Source organism: uncultured Gimesia sp. (assembly GCF_937919775.1).
In the GTDB taxonomy this organism is placed as follows: domain Bacteria; phylum Planctomycetota; class Planctomycetia; order Planctomycetales; family Planctomycetaceae; genus Gimesia.
Map to the genome: position 1 here is coordinate 1 of NZ_CALFPF010000576.1, position 21,595 is coordinate 21,595.

Genomic DNA, 21,595 nt, shown 5'->3' on the forward strand with positions numbered 1-21,595 from the left:
ATCATACTGACGAAGGGGTGATGCAAGACACATTGGCCCCCGGTGTGCGCAAGCTGCCCCTCTTCGAAAAGACAACCACTGAGAACAATCAGTCCTTAGTTGAAGAAACCGATCTCTACTTCACTACCCTGAAAGAGGACTTGCAGCCGATCGTATTCTAGCGACGGGTACAAATAGACTTTCGCACGTTGAGACCCGTATTCAAATGATCTTGAAATTCAGATTTCCAAAGGCATCTGCGATCCGGTCACATCCCCAGGTTCCGTTCTCTTTTGCCAGTTGAACTACTAATCGCCTGAGCTCATCAGATACAGGATGAGTAGTAGCTTAGCCGTTTCACACTCTATTGTGATCGAAGCTGAGGCAGACTCATCCTCAAACCATCATCGCTGGCGATAATTTCGACAGTGATGGCGGAATTATCGCCGCAGCTCCCACTATGCTCTTTATGTGAACCGAATATTTGTGGTGAATTCACGTTGGGTTCGATTTGGCACGGCTGTTGCTACGGTAACAAGTGTCACAGGAAAGACCATATAGACTTTATTGGGAGAACAGACGTCGTGGCACGATTGACCACACGAAAGAGGCAAGCCGGATTTACGTTAATTGAACTACTTGTTGTCATTGCGATCATCGCCATTTTGATTGCGCTGCTTTTGCCGGCAGTACAGCAGGCGCGTGAAGCGGCCCGGCGCATGAGTTGCCGCAACAACCTGAAACAGATCGCACTGGCGGCACACAACTACGAAAGCGCTTTTCGTGTTCTACCTCCGCGGCGGATACTGTCGTCAGGAAACCGCCGAGGCTGGGGACCGTCCATTCTTCCCTACCTGGACCAGGCAAATCTGCAGGGACGATATGACTTCAACAAAGATTTTTATGCTCCTGAGAACGCGGATAACATTCGCGTTCCGCTTGCGGTTTTCATGTGTCCGTCGGCCCCCGGTCCCAGATTAGTGACAGTCATTCAAAGCGGGGTGACTTCGGAAGGCATCGCTGGCGACTATTTCGGTCCCAACAGTTTTTCGTCTACGTTATACGGTGTGACGGCTTTGAGTGGAAACAACCAGATCACGGCCATGGATGACTTGCCCCGCACACGCCGTTTTCGAGATATCTTAGACGGGACCACGAACACCATGCTCGTCACCGAACAGGCAGGCCGCGCTGACTATTATATACGCGGCCAGAAACAGCCGACTAATGCCGGACTGAGTCAGGCAACCAGTTGGGGGTCCTGGCCTTCCTATCAGGTATTTCAGGTGCAGGTCTTTGGCAGCGACGGGGTCACTAAAGACGGGCCCGGCGGAACCTGCTCCATTAATTGCAACAACAGCCAGGGAATCTATAGTTTTCATGCTGGTGGCGCAAATACCGCGTTCGCAGATGGATCTGTGCATATGCTGTCTGAATCCATCGATGCCAATCTTCTGTTCGCACTGGTCACGATTAATGGTGGAGAAATCATTGGGGATCTCTAATAAGGTGGGAACCGGGGCTAACGCCCTGCGGCTAATAACGAACACCGCGTGGTGGAACGGGGAACGCCGACTGGCAATTTACCGCAAACAAGATCAGCCGCAAGGCGTTAGCCGCGGTTAATAACTTTTCAGAAATGCACACACGGTCCTGGTATCGAGAAAAACTATGCGAGAATGGTTAAACCCAGTTGAAGTCGTTGTTGTCGCCGTCTGCCTGACGGTCCTCTCTGTCGTTCTGTTGCCCGGAATGCTCGTGGCGCGGGATACCGCGCGAGAGCAGGCATGTCAGGATCGGCTGCGTCAGATGGGCGTTGCGTTTCTCCAGTTTGAAAAAACACAGCGTGGCCTGCCTCCGCGGCGTACCGGGTTCAATGACGGTAATCCATACGGCGGCTGGGGGGGACAGATTCTTCCCTATCTGAAACTGTCTGATCCGGCGGGCGAATATGACGTCCGCTACGACTTCTTTGATCCCAAAAACAAAGCGATTGTTGAATCACAGTTAACCGTTTTTCTGTGTCCCGCGAGTCCCGCCGAGAGATTCGTGCAGATTCAGTCTCAGGCATCAACAAAGTCTCTCAATCCGGACAAGGATACCGTGTATATCTGCAAAGCGGCGACGGTTGATTTCATCACTTCGAATGGGGTGCTGATGACACGCAACGGCTACGGCATCAATGCCATGAGTGGAGGACGCGGAATCGGAAATCAACGTCAGCCGATGACCGACAATGAAATTCTTCCCCTGTCGAAAATCACAGACGGTCTGTCGAATACGCTCCTGCTGATCGAACAGGCCGGACGACCGTCAGCGTGGCGAAAAAGTGAACAGAAACCAGGAGACGGACAGTTCGGCCTGAGCCCCAATGCACGCGGTGCCTGGGCGGGCTGGGGCTCAATCGCGTTTGGCGCTGTAAACGCAGAAACAGGCGAAAGACCCGGACGTGGCGACAGCACAGACTGCAGCGTCAACTGCAACAACTGGTTCGGCATTTACAGCTTTCATCAGGATGGCGCCAACGTACTGTTCTGCGATGGAAGTGTGCGATTCGTTGGTAAGAAACTGGACCCATTGACATTCGCGTACCTGACGATTCGTGACGACGGGCACTTAATTCAGCATGATGATTTCTAAGAAAAGTCAACATTGTCATTCAACTTCGAATGATCGCCGATAAATTCACCAGGGAGTGACTGTGGATATCAAGCAAAAAGAAACACGCACGAGAACGCGATTGCTGCCAGGCTGGCTGTTTCTGTTCGTGGCAGTGGCTGCGTCGACCACCTGCCGGGCTGAGGATGTTACGGTAACGCCGCTGACAATTTCCCGTTTAATCGATCAGCGACTGGAGATTAACGACGCCGACCTTTCCCAGTTCGCCAGCGATGCGGAATTCCTGCGTCGAACGACACTGGATCTGGCCGGACGTATTCCGACGATTGTCGAAGTGCATGAGTATCTGAGTAATACTTCTGAGTCCAGACGCAGCGAAGCGATCAGCCGACTGATGCATTCGGGCGTGCATTACCGGAACATGGCGACATTCTGGCGACGCGCTTGGGTTCCGCAGGCTGACACGCCGGAATTCGACTCCGTCACCGATGACTTTGAACGGTGGCTGGTGCAGCGACTTCAGCAAGGGACCCGCTACGACGAACTGGTTGCTGAAATCATGACGCTGGATCATTCCCGCATTGCCCTCGCGAGCACGACTCCCGTTGGCTTTTACAATGCCAACCAGTCAAAGCCGGAAAATCTGGCGGCCAGCGCCACCCGCGCGTTTCTGGGGCTGAATCTCGACTGTGCCCAGTGTCACGATCATCCGTTTTCTCGCTGGACTCGCGAGCAATTCTGGCAGACGGCTGCGTTTTTCGCACGTCCCGAAACAGACGAAAAGAATCAGCCACAGCTTCCCAAGGTGCGTATTCCGGATACCAAATTGGAATATGAACCGGCGCTATTGACCAGAGCAAAATTCTCCAAGCCAGAGAAACTGGATTCGGTGTCGCTGCGTCTGATTCTGGTCGACTGGATGAAAGAGGATCAGGAACGACTGCTGGCAAAAAACGCGGTCAATCGCCTCTGGGCGCACTTTTTCGGGGAAGCCATCATTGAACCGATGGATGATCTCAGTCGCGATGAATTTCAAACCGGCCCTCGCGCCAGGCTGCTGAACGAACTTTCTGCAGCTTTCATCACCAGCGGCTACAACCTGAATGTTCTGGTGGAAGGCATTGTCAGTTCCCACGCGTACCGCCTGACATCGTCCTCGCCGGATATCGTAGCCTCTACTACAGTCGAAACGGCGAAAAAGCCGGATGAAGCGACCAGTCAAGCTGCGTCTGTTCCCGACGACTCCACAGAATTCAAAATCGTCAAAGCCACCGTGCGAGGCCTGACTGGTGAGCAATTGTACGACAGCCTGCAAACAGCGGCGAACCTGCCCTCGGAACGCGCCGATGTCGGGGGGGGATCAGGTCGCAGTCTGCGTAGCGAGTTTTCGTCACGGTTTTATATCGAACGTGCACACAGTGCCGAGCGATCGATCTCGCAGGCGCTGACGTTGATGAACGGCACGTTTGTCAACGAACTGACATCAAAGCAGGGGAACCTGATGCTGGCGTCTTTGCTGAGTTCTCCGTTTATGAGTTTCGATGAGCAGATCGATACCGTCTTCATCGCCGTTCTCGGTCGCCACGCGCGGGAAGCGGAACTGCAGTCAGTGCAGCGCAATTTCAAGGCACGTCCGGAGGCCACTCGCGAAACGCATCTGGGGAATCTGTTCTGGGTGCTGGTCAATTCTTCCGAGTTCAATACCAATCATTGATGAAAAGCGAAGGTTTCTATGAAAAACAAACATGTTTCACGACGCACCGCATTACAAAGTCTGGCGCTGGGGGCTTCAGCCTGGTCGACTTCCAGCTGGCTGCCAGCACTCGCAAAAGCCGCAGAAGAGACGAACAGCAAACCCAAGTCGGTCATTCTGATCTGGTTGAACGGCGGTCCGGCTACCATCGACCTGTGGGACCTGAAACCCGGACACATAAATGGAGGTCCCTTTCAGGAAATCGACACCAAAGTGCCGGGAATGAAGATCAGTGAGCATCTGCCGTCTCTGGCAGCGCAGGCGTCTGATTTCTCAATCATTCGGTCCATGTCCACACGTGAAGGGGACCATTCGCGTGCCCGATTTGTGACGATGACCGGTTACACGCCACAGGGAGCCATCAAGTTTCCTGCGCTCGGTTCACTGGTGGCAAACGAGTTCCACGTCGAAAACGATATCCCCTCTTATGTGCATATCGGCGGGCGACCGACGGTCAGCGGCGGAGGTTTTCTGGGTCCGCAGTATGCTCCGTTTGTTGTCGGCGGCCGCAGTCGTCGTGGCGGTCCGGGAAGCGCGGATCTGAAAGTCGCCGACCTTACTGCAGCTTCCACAGAACAGCAGGCAGAACGACTGAAACTGCAAGCGGAACTGCAATCACTTTCGACCATGCCTGATACACTGGTGACAGGCGCACTGGATTCGTCCCGTGAACGCGCTTTGCGGCTGATGAATCCCCAAGCCGCCTCGGTTTTCAATCTGGAAGATGAAGACGCTGCTCTGCGCGAAGCTTACGGAACGACCTCATTTGGTCAGGGATGCCTGATGGCGCGACGGCTGGTGGAACGCGGCGTCAGTTTTGTGGAAATTTCACTCGATGGCTGGGATACACATTCGAATAACTTTGAGCGTGTGAAAGAACTTTCTCTGCAACTGGATCGCGGCTGTGCGTCTCTGTTGAATGATCTGCGCCAGCGGGGTCTGCTCAAGGATACGCTGATAGTCTGCCAGGGAGAGTTCGGCCGCACGCCCCGCATCAACGGTCAGGCCGGTCGAGACCACTGGCCATCGTCATGGTCGATGATGCTCGCCGGTGCGGGAATTCGCGGAGGCCAGGTAATTGGCAGTACAAACGAAGATGGAACGAAAATCAAATCGAAACCGACGCGGACCGCGGACCTGATGGCAACCATCTTCCGCGGCATCGGTCTCGATCCTAAAAAACAAAATATGTCTAATGTCGGTCGCCCGATTCGACTGGCCGATCCGGACGGTAAAGCGATTGAGGAGTTGGTATGAGAACGTGCTTGATTCTAGTCCTGACCGTCCTGTTCATGGGAATGGAAGCGAAAGCGCAGCAAACCGCATCGGTTCCAGATCGAACAGCATCACTGGGACTGCTTGAAGCGGACCACAACCACGCGATTGATTTACAGGTAACCGTAGATGGCGTGTCGTACGACGAATATTGGACGAAGACGTTCGACGCGATCTTCGCATTCGCCGACGGCAATTCCGATGGTGTTTTGAACGAAGCAGAGATTCGGCTGGTGCCTTCCGCACGTGCGGTTCGGCTCTCGCTGGGCAGCGGATTCACGCCACCTGTGACGTCCATTCAGTCTCTCAAGGAGATCGTCGTCGATGGGTCGCAGCAGTGCTCCAAAGAGGATCTCCGACGCTACTATCTGCGGCATGGTGCCGGTCGGCTGCAGATCGGTTCTGGCAAACTGCCTCACACGGCGTCACTCAGCGCGGCGCTGGTTCAGGCACTCGACCAGGATCAGGATGGCAGACTTTCACAGACGGAACTGCAGAGCGCGGAATCAACACTGCGACGGCTCGACACCAACGACGATGAACTGATTGGAGTCGGAGAGCTGATCCCCAACGCAACGTACCCGGGAAACTGGGCCGCCAATGTTCTGCAGGCTTCCTCAGACGTCGACCTCTCACCAGCGGGCGACGGCAGTCTTCTGCTGAAGCAGTTGCCGGCTCGCTCCGATGATCCCTCTATCAAAAATGCGATCTGGCAGATCGCGATCTCTGATCGACTTTCTGAACAGCCTCTGAACGTCGCCACGCAGACACGCTGTGAAAGTTGGAGTGTTCCCGGTCCTTTGAGGGGACTCTTTAGTCAATTGAGTGATGAGATTGCCAAAGCCGAAGTTGACCCATCGCAAACAGGAACAAGCGAAAGTTCTCGCGCATGGCTGACTCCGCTGGCGGATCGCGACGGGAACGGAGCGCTGTCTCAACAGGAAATAGAGCAGTGGCTGGGACTTCAGCGGCAGTTGATTCATGGCCAGCTGTTGATCAGCGTTTATTACGGCGGCGGGCTTTTTGAACTGCTGGATGCCAATCATGATGCCGGGCTTTCGGTTCACGAGCTGAAGGGGATGTGGCAGACTTTGAATTCCGCAGGCTGTACTTCGGGGAATCACGTTGATCTGAGTCGGGTTCCCAATGTTGTGCTGTTCGTTGTGAGTCAGGGATATCCCGAAACACTCGCCAAGAGTACTACGTCAGACGTAGACGTAGAATGGTTCCGCCTGATGGACCGCAATGCCGACGGAGACGTATCGCGTCGCGAATTCACAGGTTCGCCGAGTGCGTTCGATCGACTGGACCAGGACCATGACGGCCTGATCTCACCTCTCGAATCAACGATAACCAACTGAATAAAAAATGGCTCGCGAACCCCTGATAACAAGGTGTTTGCGAGCCATTGTTTTATTGATCGTTCAGAAGACTACATGTTGATTTCGTAACCCTTGCGGTTTTCTCGTGAGAGGAACGAGTTCGCCTGGGCGTCGTCGATAATCTCTCGCTTGACCGGATCCCACTTAAGTCCACGATCCAGACGCATGGCGATGTTCGAAAGGTGGCAGATCTCCAGCATGCGGTTATGCGACCAGACGTCGGAAATGGGCTGCTTGCGGGATTTCATGCTCTCGATGAAGTTGGCCGTGTGATTCTCGCTGACCTTGCCGCCGTAAACGGCTTCGATGGCGCCTTCTGGCAATGGATTGTTTTCAAGGTCCTCCACAGGTGCCCCGACAATCTTGCCACGATTGACGAAGAACCGCCCTTTCGTGCCCTCAAAGAGAATGCCGTTATCGCCTTCGCTGGTGATAATCATTTCGACATCATTCGGCATATCCACTTTGATATTGAATTTGGTGGCGGTGTTGTACTGATCGTGAACTACCGGGTTTCCATCCTTGTATTCCACGGGCAATGTGAAATCGAGCGGCGTCACTTTGCTCGGTCCCGTATCGGTGGCACCAAGGGCCCAGCAGGCGATGTCAACGTGATGCGCACCCCAGTCGGTCAGTTTTCCACCGGAGTACTCGTGCCAGTTTCGGAAGGAGTAGTGACAGTTGCTAAAGAGCGGAACGCCGCCACCATAACCTTCGCGCATTTCGGGGAGTGCACGATAATCCACTTTCGGTGCCGGTCCCAGCCAGAATTCGTAATCGAGCCCCTCGGGAACCGATGCCACCGGAATGACAGGAGAAGCTTCCATACCATTAATACCGCACGTCACTTTTTTGACTGTGCCGATGCGTCCATCCTTCACCAGCGCGACGGCCTGCAGGAACCGCTGTCCCGATTCTGATCGCTGCATCGTGCCGACCTGGAAGACGCGGCCTGTTTCCTTCACGACCTTTTCAATCAACTTGCCTTCGTCAATCGTCAACGTCAACGGTTTTTCACAGTAGACGTCTTTGCCTGCGTACATTGCTTCGACTGCGATCTTCGTGTGCCAATGGTCGGGCGTGGCGATCATGACGGCATCGATGTCTTTTCGATCGAGAACTTTCCGATAGTCTTTGTAAGCGTCCGGCTTCTTGCCCTGCTTCTTTTCTGTTTTTGCCACGTTGTCGGCTAGCACAGTCGCATCGACGTCAGCGAGTGCTGCAAAATCTGCAAATTTAAATGACTTTGAAGTAATGGCCCAGCCCTGGTTTCGCAAACCGATGGTTGCAAAAACCGGGCGGTCGTTCGGTGACTGATAACCGAACGCGCGATGAGCCGAAGGGCAGAAGATACCGGCAGCCCCTGCGAAGGCGACTCCCTGGATAAAATTGCGGCGCGTAATTTTTCGAGATGTAGACATCGAGCGAAATCCTCTTGGAGAAATAAATCAGAAGTCCTGCAGACACAAAGTATGCTGGCATCGCTCCGCGCAGATGGTGCGTGTTAGGAACGGTGCCCAGTGGGACCATAAATTGTACATAAACCCGCTGATTGAGAATACTGTAAACGGGGTCTTTAGCGAATATGGCACAATTCGCAATCGGTTACCTGAATCATCTTGACAGAGCCCTGCCACGAAGGGAGGCCCGCGAGTGGTTCCGTTTTTCCGAACCTGCTTGAGTTCGCTGACCTGTTGTAAATCTCACAGTGCTGTCATAATTCAACCCGGCATCAGTCTGTTTCAGTTCCATAAGACGTATTCGGCCCTGAAGACAGGCTAAGAGTTGACATACCGCTGGACCATTTGCAGCAATAAAAATCTGTCAATCGGTTTGCTGAGATAATCGTTGCAGCCGCATTCGATGCAGCGGGTCATGTCCCCCTGCATGGCATCTGCAGTTAATGCAATGATGGGTCCTGTGTAGCCGAGTTTGCGAAGTTGTCTGGCCGACTCATAACCATCGAGTTTCGGCATCTGCATGTCAAGCAGGATCAGATCAAATGCGAACTCTTTCCGCATCGCTTCCGTTACCACATCAACCGCTTGCTCACCATCGACGGCTTCGGTCACTTTCGCACCCGCTTGTGTCAGAAAACGTCTGCTGAGAAAGCGAATATCACGTCGGTCATCGACGACAAGGACGTGGCATTTAAGGATAAATTCTTCCGTTGATTCAGATTGATCAACCGATTCTGCGTTTAGCCTGGGCTGAATCATCTTCACACCTTCAAGATCACCGGTATCGATTGTCACTGTGAACGTACTCCCCTTCCCGCTCTCACTTTCCACGCTGATTTCACCGCCGAGCATTGCTGCCAGCCGCTGGCTGATCGCGAGGCCGAGACCAGTTCCGCCAAACTCGCGATTGACCGTATGATCGCCTTGAGAGAACGGTTGAAACAATCGCTTCTGTTGATGTTTCGTCATCCCGATGCCGGAATCGATGATTTCAAATTGAAGCGTGCGATTGCTGTATGAGACAACGAGTTTCACACAGCCTTTCATGGTGAACTTGATCGCGTTACCGACGAGGTTGATCAGAATTTGTTTCAGTCGTTTCGGATCGGATTCAATTTCCGCAGGGACCCGACCTTGATAGGTGACATCCAGCTGCAACTGATTCTCTGTCGCTCTGACTTCCATAATCGAACGCACGTCTTCTACGAGGCGATCTGGTGCAAATCGCTCGCGAATGATGTCCAGCTTGCCAGCTTCGATCTTGGATAAGTCCAGAATATCGTTGATGATATCCAATAGAAAATCGCCGTTGTGACGAATCGTTCGCAGGTGCGCTGCCGCTTCTTCATTTTCGACGAGATCAGACACCAGATCGGCGTAACCCAAAATCGCAGTCATCGGAGTACGGATTTCATGACTCATATTCGCCAGGAATGCACTCTTGGCTTCGTTCGCCGCTTCGGCCATCTCGCGGGCTTCTTTGAGTGACTGTTCAAACTCGCGTTGAGAAGTGATATCGAGCAGGGTGCCGATGATCTGAGTCGCCTTTTTCCAAGCCCCCATACCCGTGAATACGGGTTTGACATGTAATCGAACCCAGCGGGTTTCCCCGTCAGGACGAATGATTCGGTGGTCCAGGCTATTGCTCACATTTTCGGGTAGCACCGTCAGTTTTCTGAAATGCTCCGCATAAGCTTCGCGGTCGTCAGGATGAATCCAGTCCGGAAGATCATTGGCATGCACGTGTTGCTCTGCGTCTTCCGGCAGCCCGAGCATCCGTTTCATTTCGGGAGAGTAAGAGACCGTGTCCTCGACCAGATCAACATGTAACATTCCGAAGCCGGCTGCCTCGGCCGCGCTTCGTAATCGCTCTTCACTCAGTTTTATCGCCAGTTCTGCCTGTTTACGCTCGGTGATATCGGTGTTCGTTCCAAACCATCTGAGAATATTGCCCGCATGATCGCGAATCGGTACTGCACGGGAAAGAAACCAGCGATAATCCCCTTCTTTCGAACGCAAGGGAAATGTGTCTTCCCAAATCTCGCCTGTGTCCCAGGAATGCTGAACGCGTTTGACCACACGATCCACATGATCGGGATGTTGTACTTTCTTCCAACCCCAGCCCTGCATCTCTTCCAATGTCGTGCCCGTGTATTCAAACCAACGTTTATTATACCAGAAAATCAACCCCTGCTCGTCCGCCATCCAGGCGAATTGAGACATGTTGTCGGCCAGATCGCGGAATCGGGATTCACTCTCTCGTAAGGCCTCTTCCGCGCGTGCACGATCCAGTCGAGCGAACATGCGCGAGGCGATCTCTTGATGCAATTTAATGTCATCCGCTTGCCAATGATAAGGTTGCTGCCTGCACGAAACGAGTACGAATTTCAAACGTTGCTCGCTGACATAAGTCGCGCTCAGGATAGATCCAATTTGAAGTGCTGCGAACTGCTCAGCCGATTTTGCCGGTCGCGTTGCACTCTGTGTATCATTAATCACAACCGGTTGGCCTGCAATGAACGGCTTTAACTCCTGCTCACTGAAAAAATCGGCGAGGGTGTCGACCCCGACGATGCTCGGCAGATCATTCTGGGCATATTCGTAAATCACCTCAGCAAGCCGATTCGCTTCGTCCAATTCGATGAGCAGACAACGTGACAAATCCATGTATTCGACGATCTGTTTACAGGACCGCGGCATCATCTCAGCTGTTGTCATAGATTGTTCTAACAACTTCTGCAGTTCATCCATAAACGTATGATTGAGTTCACGTCGTTTGCGTTCCGAGATGTCGCGAACCGTGCCCACAAACAGCTTTTCGCCTTGCATCAATGCTTCACTGACCGCCAGTTCCATGGCAAAGGTGCTGCCGTCTTTGCGTCGCCCGCGCACTTCCCGCTTACTGCCGATGATCTTCGCCTGCCCTGTTTTCAGATAAGCGGACAGGTACGAATCATGTTCGCTGTGCCACGGTTCCGGCATCAGGAGTTTGACGTTTTGCCCCGTCAGTTCTTCTGCCGAGTAACCAAAGAGTTCTGATGCAGCCGGATTGATCGAATCCATGATCCCCGCGGCGTTGATCGTGATCATGCCGTCAACGGCTGAGTTGAACATGGATTCCAGTCGAAAGGCCGTTTCTTTATGCAGGTTTTCAGCAACCACGCGATCGCTGATGTCCACGCCCGAGGGAATCAGGTGTTCGACTTCGCCATGCTCGTCGAACACCGGTGCCATCATAAAGTCAATCATCAGTCGCTGCTCCGCCCCTCCCAGACCGGCAGCATAGAGTGGCACATCGAATCGAACGACTTCTCCCGCAAATCCTTTTTCCATCGAATCTCGCATTTTTTGCGCAATGGCAGGGTCGTAAGTCCACCAGGCACATTCGGCGAAATGTTTTCCAATGACATCGTCGCGCGTCAAACCGGCAATCCGCATCGAGTCGTCGTCGACTTCCAGTAACTTGCCATCGCGGCCAATGACACCAACAAGTCCCAGCTGGTTGTTGATGACCCGGCGCAGATGCGCTTCACGGTCGACCAGTTCTGTTTCAGTTCTGGCATGTTCAATGCGGATACAAAGACGGTTGGCGATCTCCTGCAATAAATCTAATTCATCCGCCCGCCACACATACGCGTCAGGCTTCAAGGCCGAGACGACAAACTTGACTCCCCGCTCGGTTACATATGCGGAATTGCAATAAGCGCCGACCCCGATCGCCCGATATTTTTCGGCAAGCCGTGCGTCCTGCAGATCATGCTGCGTATCAGAAAGAAAGAATTGATGACCGGCAAGCAGCTTGTTCCGTTCGTCTTCGGAATGAAAATCTTTCACCGGATGCCTGCCCACGATCGTTTTCAGTGCAGTGGCATGATGCTCAAAGAGGATGTCAGCGTTTTCCACTTCTGCGTCAAACTCGACAATCAGACAACGTGACAGATTCAGATACTCTGCCGTTTGCCTCGTAGCCACTTCCATCAAATCGGCGACGGAAGTCAGTGGAATCAGCTGCGTTTGAAAGTCTGCAAGAAATGCAAGATTTAATTCCGCTCTTTTCCGATCCGTAATGTCCTGGGCAACCAGAATGGCATAGGCAGGCACAAAGAAATGGTCATTACGGTCAAAATAGACCTGCTTGCGTGCACTGATCCAACGGATTTCACCTGTTGGCATAACGATTCGATAGTCCAGATCACAGTGACCATCGCTACCCGGAACCAGATGTTCCTGCACCTGAGCCTCGACAGCCTCACGATCATCAGGATGAAAAGTTGACTGCCATTCCTCTCGCGTGACTGTCATCTCATCGTGCCCCAGCCCGTATAATGCGGCAGCCTCGGCGGAGAGTGTGATTAAGTTATTTCGATAATCAACACGCCCCAGTCCCAGATGGGCCACCTCAACACCAAGGCTTAACTGCTGCCGCGACTCCAGTATTTCCTGTTCGGCTTGTTTTCGTTTGGTGATGTCGGTATTCATTCCGACCCAGCGTAAGATCGACCCGTCGTGACTACGTTGCGGAACAGCGCGAACGTGCACCCACCTCCATTCGCCCGAGTGATGCCACAATCGATATTCGACTGAGAAAGTTTCGCCTTTCGCGACCACAGACTGCCAGTTTTGAATCGTCGCCTCACGGTCCTCTTCGTGGACAACATCCAGCCAGCCCTGATTGATCCATTGGTCATATGCCTGGCCGGTAAAGGCGCGCCAACTTGGTGAATCTTCCGTAACAACCCCTTCGGCATTGGTAATCCAGACGATTTGTGCGGAAGCATCTACCAATAGCTGGAACAACTCCTGACTGTTCTGCAGATCGGTCACGTCGACAAACGTGACAACAATGCCTTCGTAATGACCGGTATAAGTCTGGTACGGCAAGACGCGACGAATAAAGGATTTGCCGGTATTCGAGACGACAGTGTCTTCCACCGGTTTGCCCTTCTGAATCGATTCCAGGTCCGGCAAAGGTGGCATTTGCTCGACGAGGGGGACAAAGTGTTCGAGCGGACGCCCCACATCGGCGCTGATCAAGGAATATATTTCCGTAATCGCCGGAGTGAAACTGCGAATCAACCGTTGCTCGTCCAGAAAAACCGTCGCAATTTGAGTGCTGCGCAGCAGATTTTCCAAATCAGTATTCGCCCGCGCGATCCTTTCGATGCCGATACTGATCTCTTCCCTGGAAGACTCTAACTCTTCGTTGGCCGATTGCAGTTCTTCGTTTATCGACAGCAGTTCTTCGTTGGACGACTTCAGCTCTTGATTGGCTGCCTCCATATCCTGCATCGATTTTTCGAGGTCTTCGCGAGTCGCTTCCAGCTCCTGTTCCAACTGGGCAATCATCGAATCGGCGTCCTGCGAAGACTGCGTCAATGACTCATCGATTTCGTCCCGTCTGACTGGCAGACCGACATCGTGGAAGACGACCATGAACAAGCCTTCTTCTTCCCCCAGTCGCGGCATGGGTTGCACAGTGATCAAGACCCGCTGAGTCTGATCACCGTCACGGACCGAAAGGTTTTCATGCTGTACTTTGCGACGCGTCTTTTTAGCCTCGGCGATGGCAGTCCGCAATCCGAGGCGCAGTCCGCGGGCCGCGATTTTTATGATATTGTTCTGGAAGTCGCCATCACTCAGCGTGAGATATTTCTGCATATTCGCGGCAGCGTTTAAGATTTGTCCCGACTCGTCGATCACGCACGACTTAGGCGAGAACTCGTCCAGCAAAATTCGCTGACGAATATTAGTCAAATCCACTTCCGTATCCGGTTGACTCTGATCACTCATCAGCGGATTCTGCGAACTTTGACGCAGGCCGAATCCCGTAGTAGAACCGACGGCTGTTCCTTTCCGCTGTGAAATCCGGAACCTGGGATCAAGAGGTCGGAACAACTCGCCGTGTGCGGTGATGTTCTCGCTCGATCCGAGAAACAGATAACCCGAGGGACGCAGAGCATAGTGAAACAGCGGAATCAGCTTATTTTGTAAATGGGGCCCGAGATAGATCAGAAGATTCCGGCAGGAAATCAAATCCAGACGTGAAAAAGGGGAATCACTAATCAGGTTGTGTACCGAGAACAGAACAATGTCGCGGATCTCTTTCGTGACCTGATATTGTTTACCGCGTTTGACAAAAAACCGCTTCAGCCGCTCGGGTGTGATCTGGTCCTCGATACCGCTCGGGTAGATCCCTGCCCGGGCGATCTGTAAGGCTCGTTCGTCGATATCGGTTGCAAAGATTTGTACTTCCGGCGGCGAATTCATTTCGTCCATTACTTCGCGACACAGCATCGCCAGCGTAAAGGCTTCCGCGCCGTTTGCACAACCGGGCACCCAGATCCGCACGCTTTCACCCGGCGCGCGTTTTTCAAATAACGTGGGCAGCACATTCTCAGCGAGCGAGACAAACGCATCCGGGTCACGAAAGAATGCGGTCACGCCAATCAACAGTTCCCGGAACAACGTCCGGGTTTCGTCATCGTTGTCCTGCAGGAAAGTGACATAAGCGTCCGCGGTGGCAATCTTGAGTACCTGCATCCGTCGCTGGATGCGTCGCGACAGAGTGCTGATCTTATAGTGCTGGAAATTATGACTGGTGCGCTTATGGAGTATTTCCGTGATTTGTGGAATCGAGTCTTCAATCTGGTCCTGCAACCGGACCAGTGAAGCAGTTTCACCAAAATCATGCAGGTGCTGCCTGTATTGCAGCAACTCGCGCGCGATCTCAACGGGGGTAAGAACATGATCGGCCACTCCGGTTTGAACGGCACTCCGCGGCATACTATCGAATTTTGCCGATTTCGGTTCCTGGGCAAACGTCAGCCCGCCGCTGTCACTGATCGCTTTGAGCCCCAGCGTTCCGTCGCTACCGGCCCCGGATAAAATGATACCAACAGCACGTTCCCCCTGATCATTGGCAAGCGAGTGCAGAAAGTGATCGATGAATCGCGTCGAATGGTTTTCTGGCTCATTCGGGAGAACACTGACGAAGCCATTCTGAATCTCCAGCAGTGTTTGTAACGGGCAGACGTAGACAGTCTCTGTTCTTAACCTGGTTTCGTTTTCCAGCTTGACAATCTGTAGAGAAGTCTGTTTCGCCAGCAAATCGCACCACTTCGTATCGCCACCCGGATCCAGTTGCGGGACAAACACAATCGTGAGACCTGCTGCATCATCGAGTGCTTCGAGCAATTGCCCAAATGCCTCTACTCCACCGGCTGACGCGCCGACGCCAACGATGATCTGTTGATCGTCATTTTGTTGACGGTTCTGCTCCATCTTAAGCCTTTTAGCAGATAATACGGTTGTATTCAAATCGTAAAATGGAATTACAGGGACACACAAAAACTCTGAAACTGCCTCGTGCACACTCCACTTAAGTCATCTTCACTTTTTCAGAACCCTGCCTGTCCTGTTGAATTTCGTTATCGTGCAACCGGGTCAAGACGCCGTACCTGCAACTCATCGGCGATTGTGTCCTGTGAGCTCCCCAGCCTGCCTCGATCATTATTGCACGGTCAGCTGGTTTTGTAACCAATTTTGACAAATAATTTTCACAACCACGTTTGAGGCAGCGGCCGCGGTTTCATTGCATCTACACTCAAGGGCACTTCACCTGTTTTTCTTCCGCATCAGTTCTTCATCCACATGAGATCATATCACTCGTTCACGGTGGAATCGTCCTGGAGAACATCCTGCAGTTGTTTTAAGACAAAATGAGGTTCCAGGCCCATTTGCCGACAGACATACTCGAGCGATTTTCCCTGGCAGGATTGATCTATCCCCATTGAATCCAGCACGCATTGTACTTCCGGATATTCAATGACCCATTCCACAATACTGGATTCAAGTCCTAAGTTTGTCATGGGAAAACATCCTTTTGAAAAGACCGGCGGGGAAGAATCTCAGATGATAGCAGATGTCACACAGAATCAAATCCGGAAATGACCGGACTGAAATAATGCCGATGGGTCTATACATTCATGGCTTCCCGTTTTTCACGGATCAACCGAATGTGATGCGGGATATGATTGGTAATCCGGTCCAGCAATGTAGCCAGCGAGAGTTCTCCATCGCGGGAATGGATACCCGTGCGTTGAAATTGCTCGGGGCTGAGTGTCTTCAGAATTCGAGCCGTATGCTGCCGTACCGCCGTCATCAACTGGAACTCCTCTTCCAGATCGCGTTGATCATAGGCAAGCTTCGCGGCGAACAGATCGGGATCGCCCCCCAGCAAGGGGGGTTTTTCTTCGGCGATCACCCGTTTCATTCGATCTGCATAAACCGGCTCAAAGTCCGCAATATGACAGATAATCTGCCGCGTCGACCATTTACCCGGAATGGGGGCGGCGTCGATTTCGGCAGCCGACATACCGGCGATGGACTGACGTAATTCATCCGGCCCGGCCAGATATTCTTCAATGCGCTTTGCGACATCCATGTTTGACCCGATCAGAGTGTGAAAAATGTGATTGAAATCTAACGAAAACACGTTCAAAGGCTCCGGGGAACCTGTTCTATTATCGTATGTGCTTCGCTGATATTCAACCGCGGGCATCTCACAACACTCTAAAGACAACAGAACAACCTGCTGATCAGTTTTGCGGTGGTCGTCCCGGCCCATTGCGTGGAGGTCGTCCTTCGCGCATCAACTCTGATTTTCCGATGCCCCCTTTGATGTTTCCCTCTTCATTCTCTTCGGCTGTTTTTCCCAGAATGATATCAAAGTTGGCCGCCAGCTCACCGAGCTTTGAATCGGGCAGCGGTTTAAAATCGACCAGAATCGACTGACGCAGTTGCGGGTCTCGAATCTGACGAAAGACGCCATCCTCTGCATTGAGTTCGTGACCGTTGATTAACAACTGAGTCGTCAGAATGCGCTGACCGTTCTTGCTGACAGCCACATGAATATGCGGCGTGCGGAAGCCTCGCCCGGCCCGATAGGGAACCGGCTTAATTGTACGGAAATAATATTGCCCTTTTGAATCGGCCATAACCTTGAAAATTCCCGTCCCGGCCCTCTTTATTTTCGCCGCGTGTGTGGATGTAAGACGCTTTATTATCGACCTGCCAGATTTCGACAAACGCATTCCGCAACGGCTCCCCCCTGGCATCCAGTACCTTACCAGTCAGATGGGTAATTTCACCAACAGCGGGGGTAATCGCATCGTTGATCACCAGCAGGTCATTGTCCGTATCCAGAGGCATTTTATCGGGGTAGAAAGGCCCTTCCGTCATCGCCGGGGTACGCGTCAATTCTTCCGCCATCAAACCGGGCGTCGTGAAAGCCGCCATACTGAAAGAAGACCATTTCAAAAAATCCCGTCGATCCCAATTTGCCAATGGAGTCTTCATCACATATTCCCTGTCTGTTAGAAAATTCATTAACCCGTAAATCATTGTAACATTTAACCTCAGAACGGGAAGAATGTTTCGCAGAATCGGGGCATTCGAGTCCAACTCGCTCGGGTGGCTGATGACGAATCGGAGTCTGATTTGGCGAAAACAGACGGACTGCCGACCTGCCGACCGGGATAATCTGTGCTGCAAAGCAACCCCTGGCCTGAATCCTGCTGATCAGAAGATCGACGTCATTGCTTCCAGCAGATCAATGTCAAACGAACTGGGAATCGTCACCAGCAGTGTATTGTGCCCGTCATCTTCGAATTTGATCGAATTTTGGGGCATATCGGTGGCCTTCTTTTTGATCAAAACGACATTCTTGTCTCGAATCAGAAAAAAGTGTTCCTGGAGCCCTTCCTCATTAGCAGTGACAAACATCAAAACCCCCTTTTTCAGCCTGACAGACTGAACTCTTTTAAACAGGGTGGTTTTGGCAAGCGGGTGTTTTCCGCTTCGATATTTTGCACTTTGAGTTGTGATCAGATCCGGATTTTCCGGATTGGTTCCCGTTCCCTCACCCAGAAAAAAAAGGGAGAGACAAAACAGGATGATGATGACAGATGAAGCGGTGGTGAGCAAATCTTTCAATTGAGCCTACTCCCACTTTCGGTGCCTTCGAAAGATGAAATTCGTTATATGCGACAGCGATAAACTTCCGGATCAGAAACCAATCCCTCCAGAATGACATGACTCTGTTAGACATTTTTAAGACGTGCGGTGTTCCTTTTTTTGCTCAAATATTTCTCTGTTTTCCTCAGAAAACAGTAAGTCCTTTTCTAGAATTGAATTTGCAAAGAATTTGCATAAGGGAATCTTACCTGTCATTCGACAGTTATGAAGATATATTGAAAAAATCAGAAAGAAAGCACAAATCGCAAAAAAAGACATATCTGAGCAAAATCATCCTCAACCCCACCATTCGTTCTCTCTCAGGTCCGTCCAGAACGGCATTTGTAAATCATCCCGCTTCACAGGCTCGATTTTCTACTCGCTTTGCTTTAATATTGGTAAGATAAATTGACTAAGCGAGTTTTAGAGTTCCCGGTCCGCTTTGAAAAACCATCAGCGCGATCCATAAACAACTATGTTTATTATCTTTAAATGAGGAATTGCACCTTGAAAACGTATCATCCTTTCTCAGGCCTGGCCCTGCTGACCTGCCTCTGTTTCAGCCTGACCAGCGGCAACCTGGCTGCTGCCGAACCCGCTAAAGCACAACAGACTCAAATCTCAAAAGCGAGCGCTGAAATGGCGGCCGTCGCCAAACGCTGGCTGGCGTCACTTACTGAAGAACAACGCAAGCAGGCAACTTTTGCCCTGGATGATAAAGAACGCACGAACTGGCACTTTATCCCCGACTTTGCCATCAAGTCAGGCGGGCGTCAAGGACTGCCGATGACGCAGATGACTCCGCAACAGCAGATCTTTGCCGTCACACTGCCAGCCACGGCGTTGTCACATCGGGGTTATCTGGAGATGATGTCCATTCGCGCCCTGGAACAGGTGCTGTTCGAACAGGAAGGCAAAGAACATCGCAACCCCGAACTGTATTATGTTTCGGTCTTCGGAACTCCCGACGCCAAAGGAACCTGGGGCTGGCGGTTTGAAGGACATCACCTCTCAGTGAATGTGACAATCGTTGACGGCAAGAAATTCTCCGTCACCCCCTCCTTTTTCGGTTCCAACCCGGCGACCGTAAAAGAGGGTCCGCTCAAGGGCGTGGAAGTGCTCCAGCAGGAACAACAGCTGGCGCTGAACCTGGTCAAATCATTCAACCCGGATCAGCTGGCGATTGCGACCATCGATACCTCTGCCATGGATCAAAAACTGCTGGCCAAAAGTGTGATCAAGGAAGTCATCACATCCGACGATCCCGTCGCCGACAAGGGACTGTTTACTTATCAGGGTATCCAATATGCGGACATGGATCCGAAACAGCAGAAAATGCTGCTCAATCTGGTGAATGCCTACCTGGGCCGCTTCCGCCCGGAACTTCTCAAAGGAACAAATTACCTGGGCAACCTCAGAGACGGCGACCATCTCTACTTCGCCTGGAGTGGCGGCCAGAAGCGAGGCGAGTTCCATTACTACCGGATTCAATCCAAAACATTCCTGATCGAATTCGCGAATACCCAGAATGACGCCAACCACGTGCACGCCACCTGGCGCGATTTCGACGGCGATTTCGGACGCGATTTGCTGTCCGAACATTTCAAAAATCATCATCAGAAATAATTTTGATAATTTGATTTGAGAATCTAATTTTCCCAAACAGGGAGAGCGCCCGCCGCTCTCCCTGTTTGCACGCGCATCCAACCGTGAGCGGCGCGGCGCCAGCCGCCGGTAGAATGCTAACCGACAAATGATAGAACACACACCACCCCTAAGCGGCACAGCGCAATGAGCCGCAGGGCGTTAGCACCGGTTCCTCTCCATTCCGTTTTCGACTCCCCAATTTTTACGACCACGAAAAACACGAAAGCACACGAAAAGCAGAATACGGAACGGGATGCTCCCGAATACAATTCAATTCAATTCGGTGGCACTGCTGGCTAACCAACAGTGAAAAGAATTCACATCCAACCCCCAATAACAAAGCCCACGTCTCCGCCCGCCAGAACCAGCACACCCAACAAAAAAAACGCCTCACAAATAAAAACCAACCCCACCCTGAGCGGCAAAGCGCTAGCTGCCGTTTTTCCCGCCCGTGGGTCAATGAAAAACCAATTCTATCCGATCCCCCTAACAAGCTGAGATAAAAACCGGTAAGCGATGGGATGAGCAGAGGATGCAAGATACCAGCGGACCAACATTTTGAACCGAGTTAAGAACGTCGAGGCAATGCTGATGCAAACGAGAGACAATTATTTTGCATTCGATGGACAATCTGTTAAGCTGATAAAACCGAACTTAGGAATATCCCTTTAGATGTATTTGCCCGAAGGCTTGATGATGGCCCCTAATCATCCGCAAGTTTCAACCCGATCTTTGTTCGGATACTTGATTACGATTTTGTCGTGGGAACTCAATCTCGGACTCGTAGCTCTGCAGATTTTTTCGAACAAGAAACCGGGATTCGCCGCCCTTGCATTGCTTTTGTTATTGTCTGGCGGCATGACAGGATTTTTGATCGTTTGCGGAAAACGTGACTTCGCTCGTTTGCGATTGACCAGAGGGCGTATTGAGTTGAGTGGAATTCAGGCAACATGGGTTACTATTTTCATGGTTTTATTTGGCGGAATACTTGGCTTGATTGCGATGAGTATTGTGAATCAATAGATATCCACTAAGAATGTGCCCAATCGTAATAGACTCAACGTAATCACCGGAGAAACGCTTATTGAAACAGGCCGAACTCTTTCACTCGATTTCAAGTTAAACGGAACTCACGCTAATGAGCAAACCGAAAGCATTCAGTTTTCTGAAAGGGTATTCATTTTCGTTTGAGGATGACGGCAGAACCATTGAAGCCTGGTTCAGTTCGTTGTCCGGTTTACAAAAAGTGTTTGTTGATGGGACTCTGCTATCGTCACAAAGAAGTGTCTCCACCGAATCCTCTCACAGTTTTATGATAGGAGACGACCGTTACACGACGACAACGAAGATAGTCAGCCTTTCCAAGGGGCCTCTTGTCTGCACATTAAGCAAAAACGGCAAGGATCTCAAACGCCAGAAACTAATTTATCATCCACACCAAAATGATTTGAGCAGTACTGCTTACT

At 51.8% G+C, this 21,595-nt stretch carries 13 protein-coding genes and 1 pseudogene; 8 read left to right on the forward strand and 6 right to left on the reverse strand.

Annotated features, from left to right (window positions below; all coding sequences use genetic code 11):
* Window positions 1–563: 563 nt before the first annotated feature.
* The 5 genes from Q0294_RS16585 to Q0294_RS16605 all read left to right on the forward strand — a co-directional run bounded on the left by Q0294_RS16585 (window position 564) and on the right by Q0294_RS16605 (window position 6,987).
* Entirely contained in the window at window positions 564–1,484 is a 921-nt protein-coding gene (locus Q0294_RS16585; protein ID WP_299467681.1) for a DUF1559 domain-containing protein, read from the forward strand.
* A gap of 166 nt (window positions 1,485–1,650) precedes the next feature.
* The gene (locus tag Q0294_RS16590; RefSeq protein WP_299467684.1) at window positions 1,651–2,619 is read left to right on the forward strand and encodes a DUF1559 domain-containing protein; all 969 of its coding nucleotides are present in this window, start codon (window positions 1,651–1,653) and stop codon (window positions 2,617–2,619) included.
* A gap of 61 nt (window positions 2,620–2,680) precedes the next feature.
* Complete coding sequence (locus tag Q0294_RS16595; protein ID WP_299467686.1) at window positions 2,681–4,312, forward strand: DUF1549 domain-containing protein; 1,632 nt, start codon at window positions 2,681–2,683, stop codon at window positions 4,310–4,312.
* An 18-nt stretch (window positions 4,313–4,330) separates the two neighbouring features.
* Entirely contained in the window at window positions 4,331–5,608 is a 1,278-nt protein-coding gene (locus Q0294_RS16600; RefSeq protein ID WP_299467688.1) for a DUF1501 domain-containing protein, read from the forward strand.
* The gene (locus tag Q0294_RS16605) at window positions 5,605–6,987 is read left to right on the forward strand and encodes a hypothetical protein (protein ID WP_299467690.1); all 1,383 of its coding nucleotides are present in this window, start codon (window positions 5,605–5,607) and stop codon (window positions 6,985–6,987) included. The genes Q0294_RS16600 and Q0294_RS16605 overlap by 4 nt, the downstream gene beginning before the upstream one ends.
* A 71-nt stretch (window positions 6,988–7,058) precedes the next feature.
* Here the strand turns inward: Q0294_RS16605 and Q0294_RS16610 are convergent, their stop codons facing one another.
* The 6 genes and pseudogenes from Q0294_RS16610 to Q0294_RS16635 form a co-directional block, all read right to left on the reverse strand.
* Window positions 7,059–8,429 carry a Gfo/Idh/MocA family oxidoreductase gene (locus tag Q0294_RS16610; RefSeq protein ID WP_299467692.1) on the reverse strand — a complete coding sequence of 457 codons (1,371 nt, stop codon included), beginning with the start codon at window positions 8,427–8,429 and terminating at the stop codon, window positions 7,059–7,061.
* A 357-nt stretch (window positions 8,430–8,786) separates the two neighbouring features.
* Window positions 8,787–15,749 (reverse strand): PAS domain S-box protein, encoded by a 6,963-nt coding sequence (locus Q0294_RS16615; protein ID WP_299467694.1) that lies wholly within the window; start codon window positions 15,747–15,749, stop codon window positions 8,787–8,789.
* A gap of 380 nt (window positions 15,750–16,129) precedes the next feature.
* On the reverse strand, window positions 16,130–16,336 hold the full coding sequence (locus Q0294_RS16620) for a hypothetical protein (RefSeq protein ID WP_299467706.1): 207 nt from the start codon (window positions 16,334–16,336) through the stop codon (window positions 16,130–16,132).
* 107 nt (window positions 16,337–16,443) lie between these two features.
* Complete coding sequence (locus Q0294_RS16625; RefSeq protein WP_299467708.1) at window positions 16,444–16,911, reverse strand: DinB family protein; 468 nt, start codon at window positions 16,909–16,911, stop codon at window positions 16,444–16,446.
* A 154-nt stretch (window positions 16,912–17,065) separates the two neighbouring features.
* Window positions 17,066–17,765 (reverse strand): annotated as a pseudogene (locus Q0294_RS16630) (intradiol ring-cleavage dioxygenase).
* A gap of 282 nt (window positions 17,766–18,047) precedes the next feature.
* On the reverse strand, window positions 18,048–18,461 hold the full coding sequence (locus Q0294_RS16635) for a hypothetical protein (protein WP_299467710.1): 414 nt from the start codon (window positions 18,459–18,461) through the stop codon (window positions 18,048–18,050).
* Window positions 18,462–18,989: 528 nt separating this feature from the next.
* Between Q0294_RS16635 and Q0294_RS16640 the strand changes: the two genes are divergently transcribed.
* From Q0294_RS16640 to Q0294_RS16650, 3 genes are all read left to right on the forward strand, one after another.
* A complete protein-coding gene (locus Q0294_RS16640) occupies window positions 18,990–20,108 on the forward strand; it encodes a DUF3500 domain-containing protein (RefSeq protein ID WP_299467712.1) in 1,119 nt (372 codons plus the stop codon).
* 693 nt (window positions 20,109–20,801) lie between these two features.
* A complete protein-coding gene (locus tag Q0294_RS16645) occupies window positions 20,802–21,152 on the forward strand; it encodes a hypothetical protein (protein WP_299467714.1) in 351 nt (116 codons plus the stop codon).
* Window positions 21,153–21,267: 115 nt separating this feature from the next.
* On the forward strand, window positions 21,268–21,595 hold a 328-nt coding region (locus tag Q0294_RS16650), incomplete at its 3' end, for a hypothetical protein (protein WP_299467715.1).

What these genes read in the sequence shown, in the direction of transcription:
- Q0294_RS16605 (WP_299467690.1), top strand. Translation starts at nt 5,605, where the DNA reads ATGAGAACGTGCTTGATTCTAGTCCTGACCGTCCTGTTCATGGGAATG.
- Q0294_RS16600 (WP_299467688.1), top strand. Translation starts at nt 4,331, where the DNA reads ATGAAAAACAAACATGTTTCACGACGCACCGCATTACAAAGTCTGGCG.
- Q0294_RS16625 (WP_299467708.1), bottom strand. Translation starts at nt 16,911, where the DNA reads ATGGATGTCGCAAAGCGCATTGAAGAATATCTGGCCGGGCCGGATGAA.
- Q0294_RS16610 (WP_299467692.1), bottom strand. Translation starts at nt 8,429, where the DNA reads ATGTCTACATCTCGAAAAATTACGCGCCGCAATTTTATCCAGGGAGTC.
- Q0294_RS16590 (WP_299467684.1), top strand. Translation starts at nt 1,651, where the DNA reads ATGCGAGAATGGTTAAACCCAGTTGAAGTCGTTGTTGTCGCCGTCTGC.
- Q0294_RS16620 (WP_299467706.1), bottom strand. Translation starts at nt 16,336, where the DNA reads ATGACAAACTTAGGACTTGAATCCAGTATTGTGGAATGGGTCATTGAA.
- Q0294_RS16615 (WP_299467694.1), bottom strand. Translation starts at nt 15,749, where the DNA reads ATGGAGCAGAACCGTCAACAAAATGACGATCAACAGATCATCGTTGGC.
- Q0294_RS16645 (WP_299467714.1), top strand. Translation starts at nt 20,802, where the DNA reads ATGTATTTGCCCGAAGGCTTGATGATGGCCCCTAATCATCCGCAAGTT.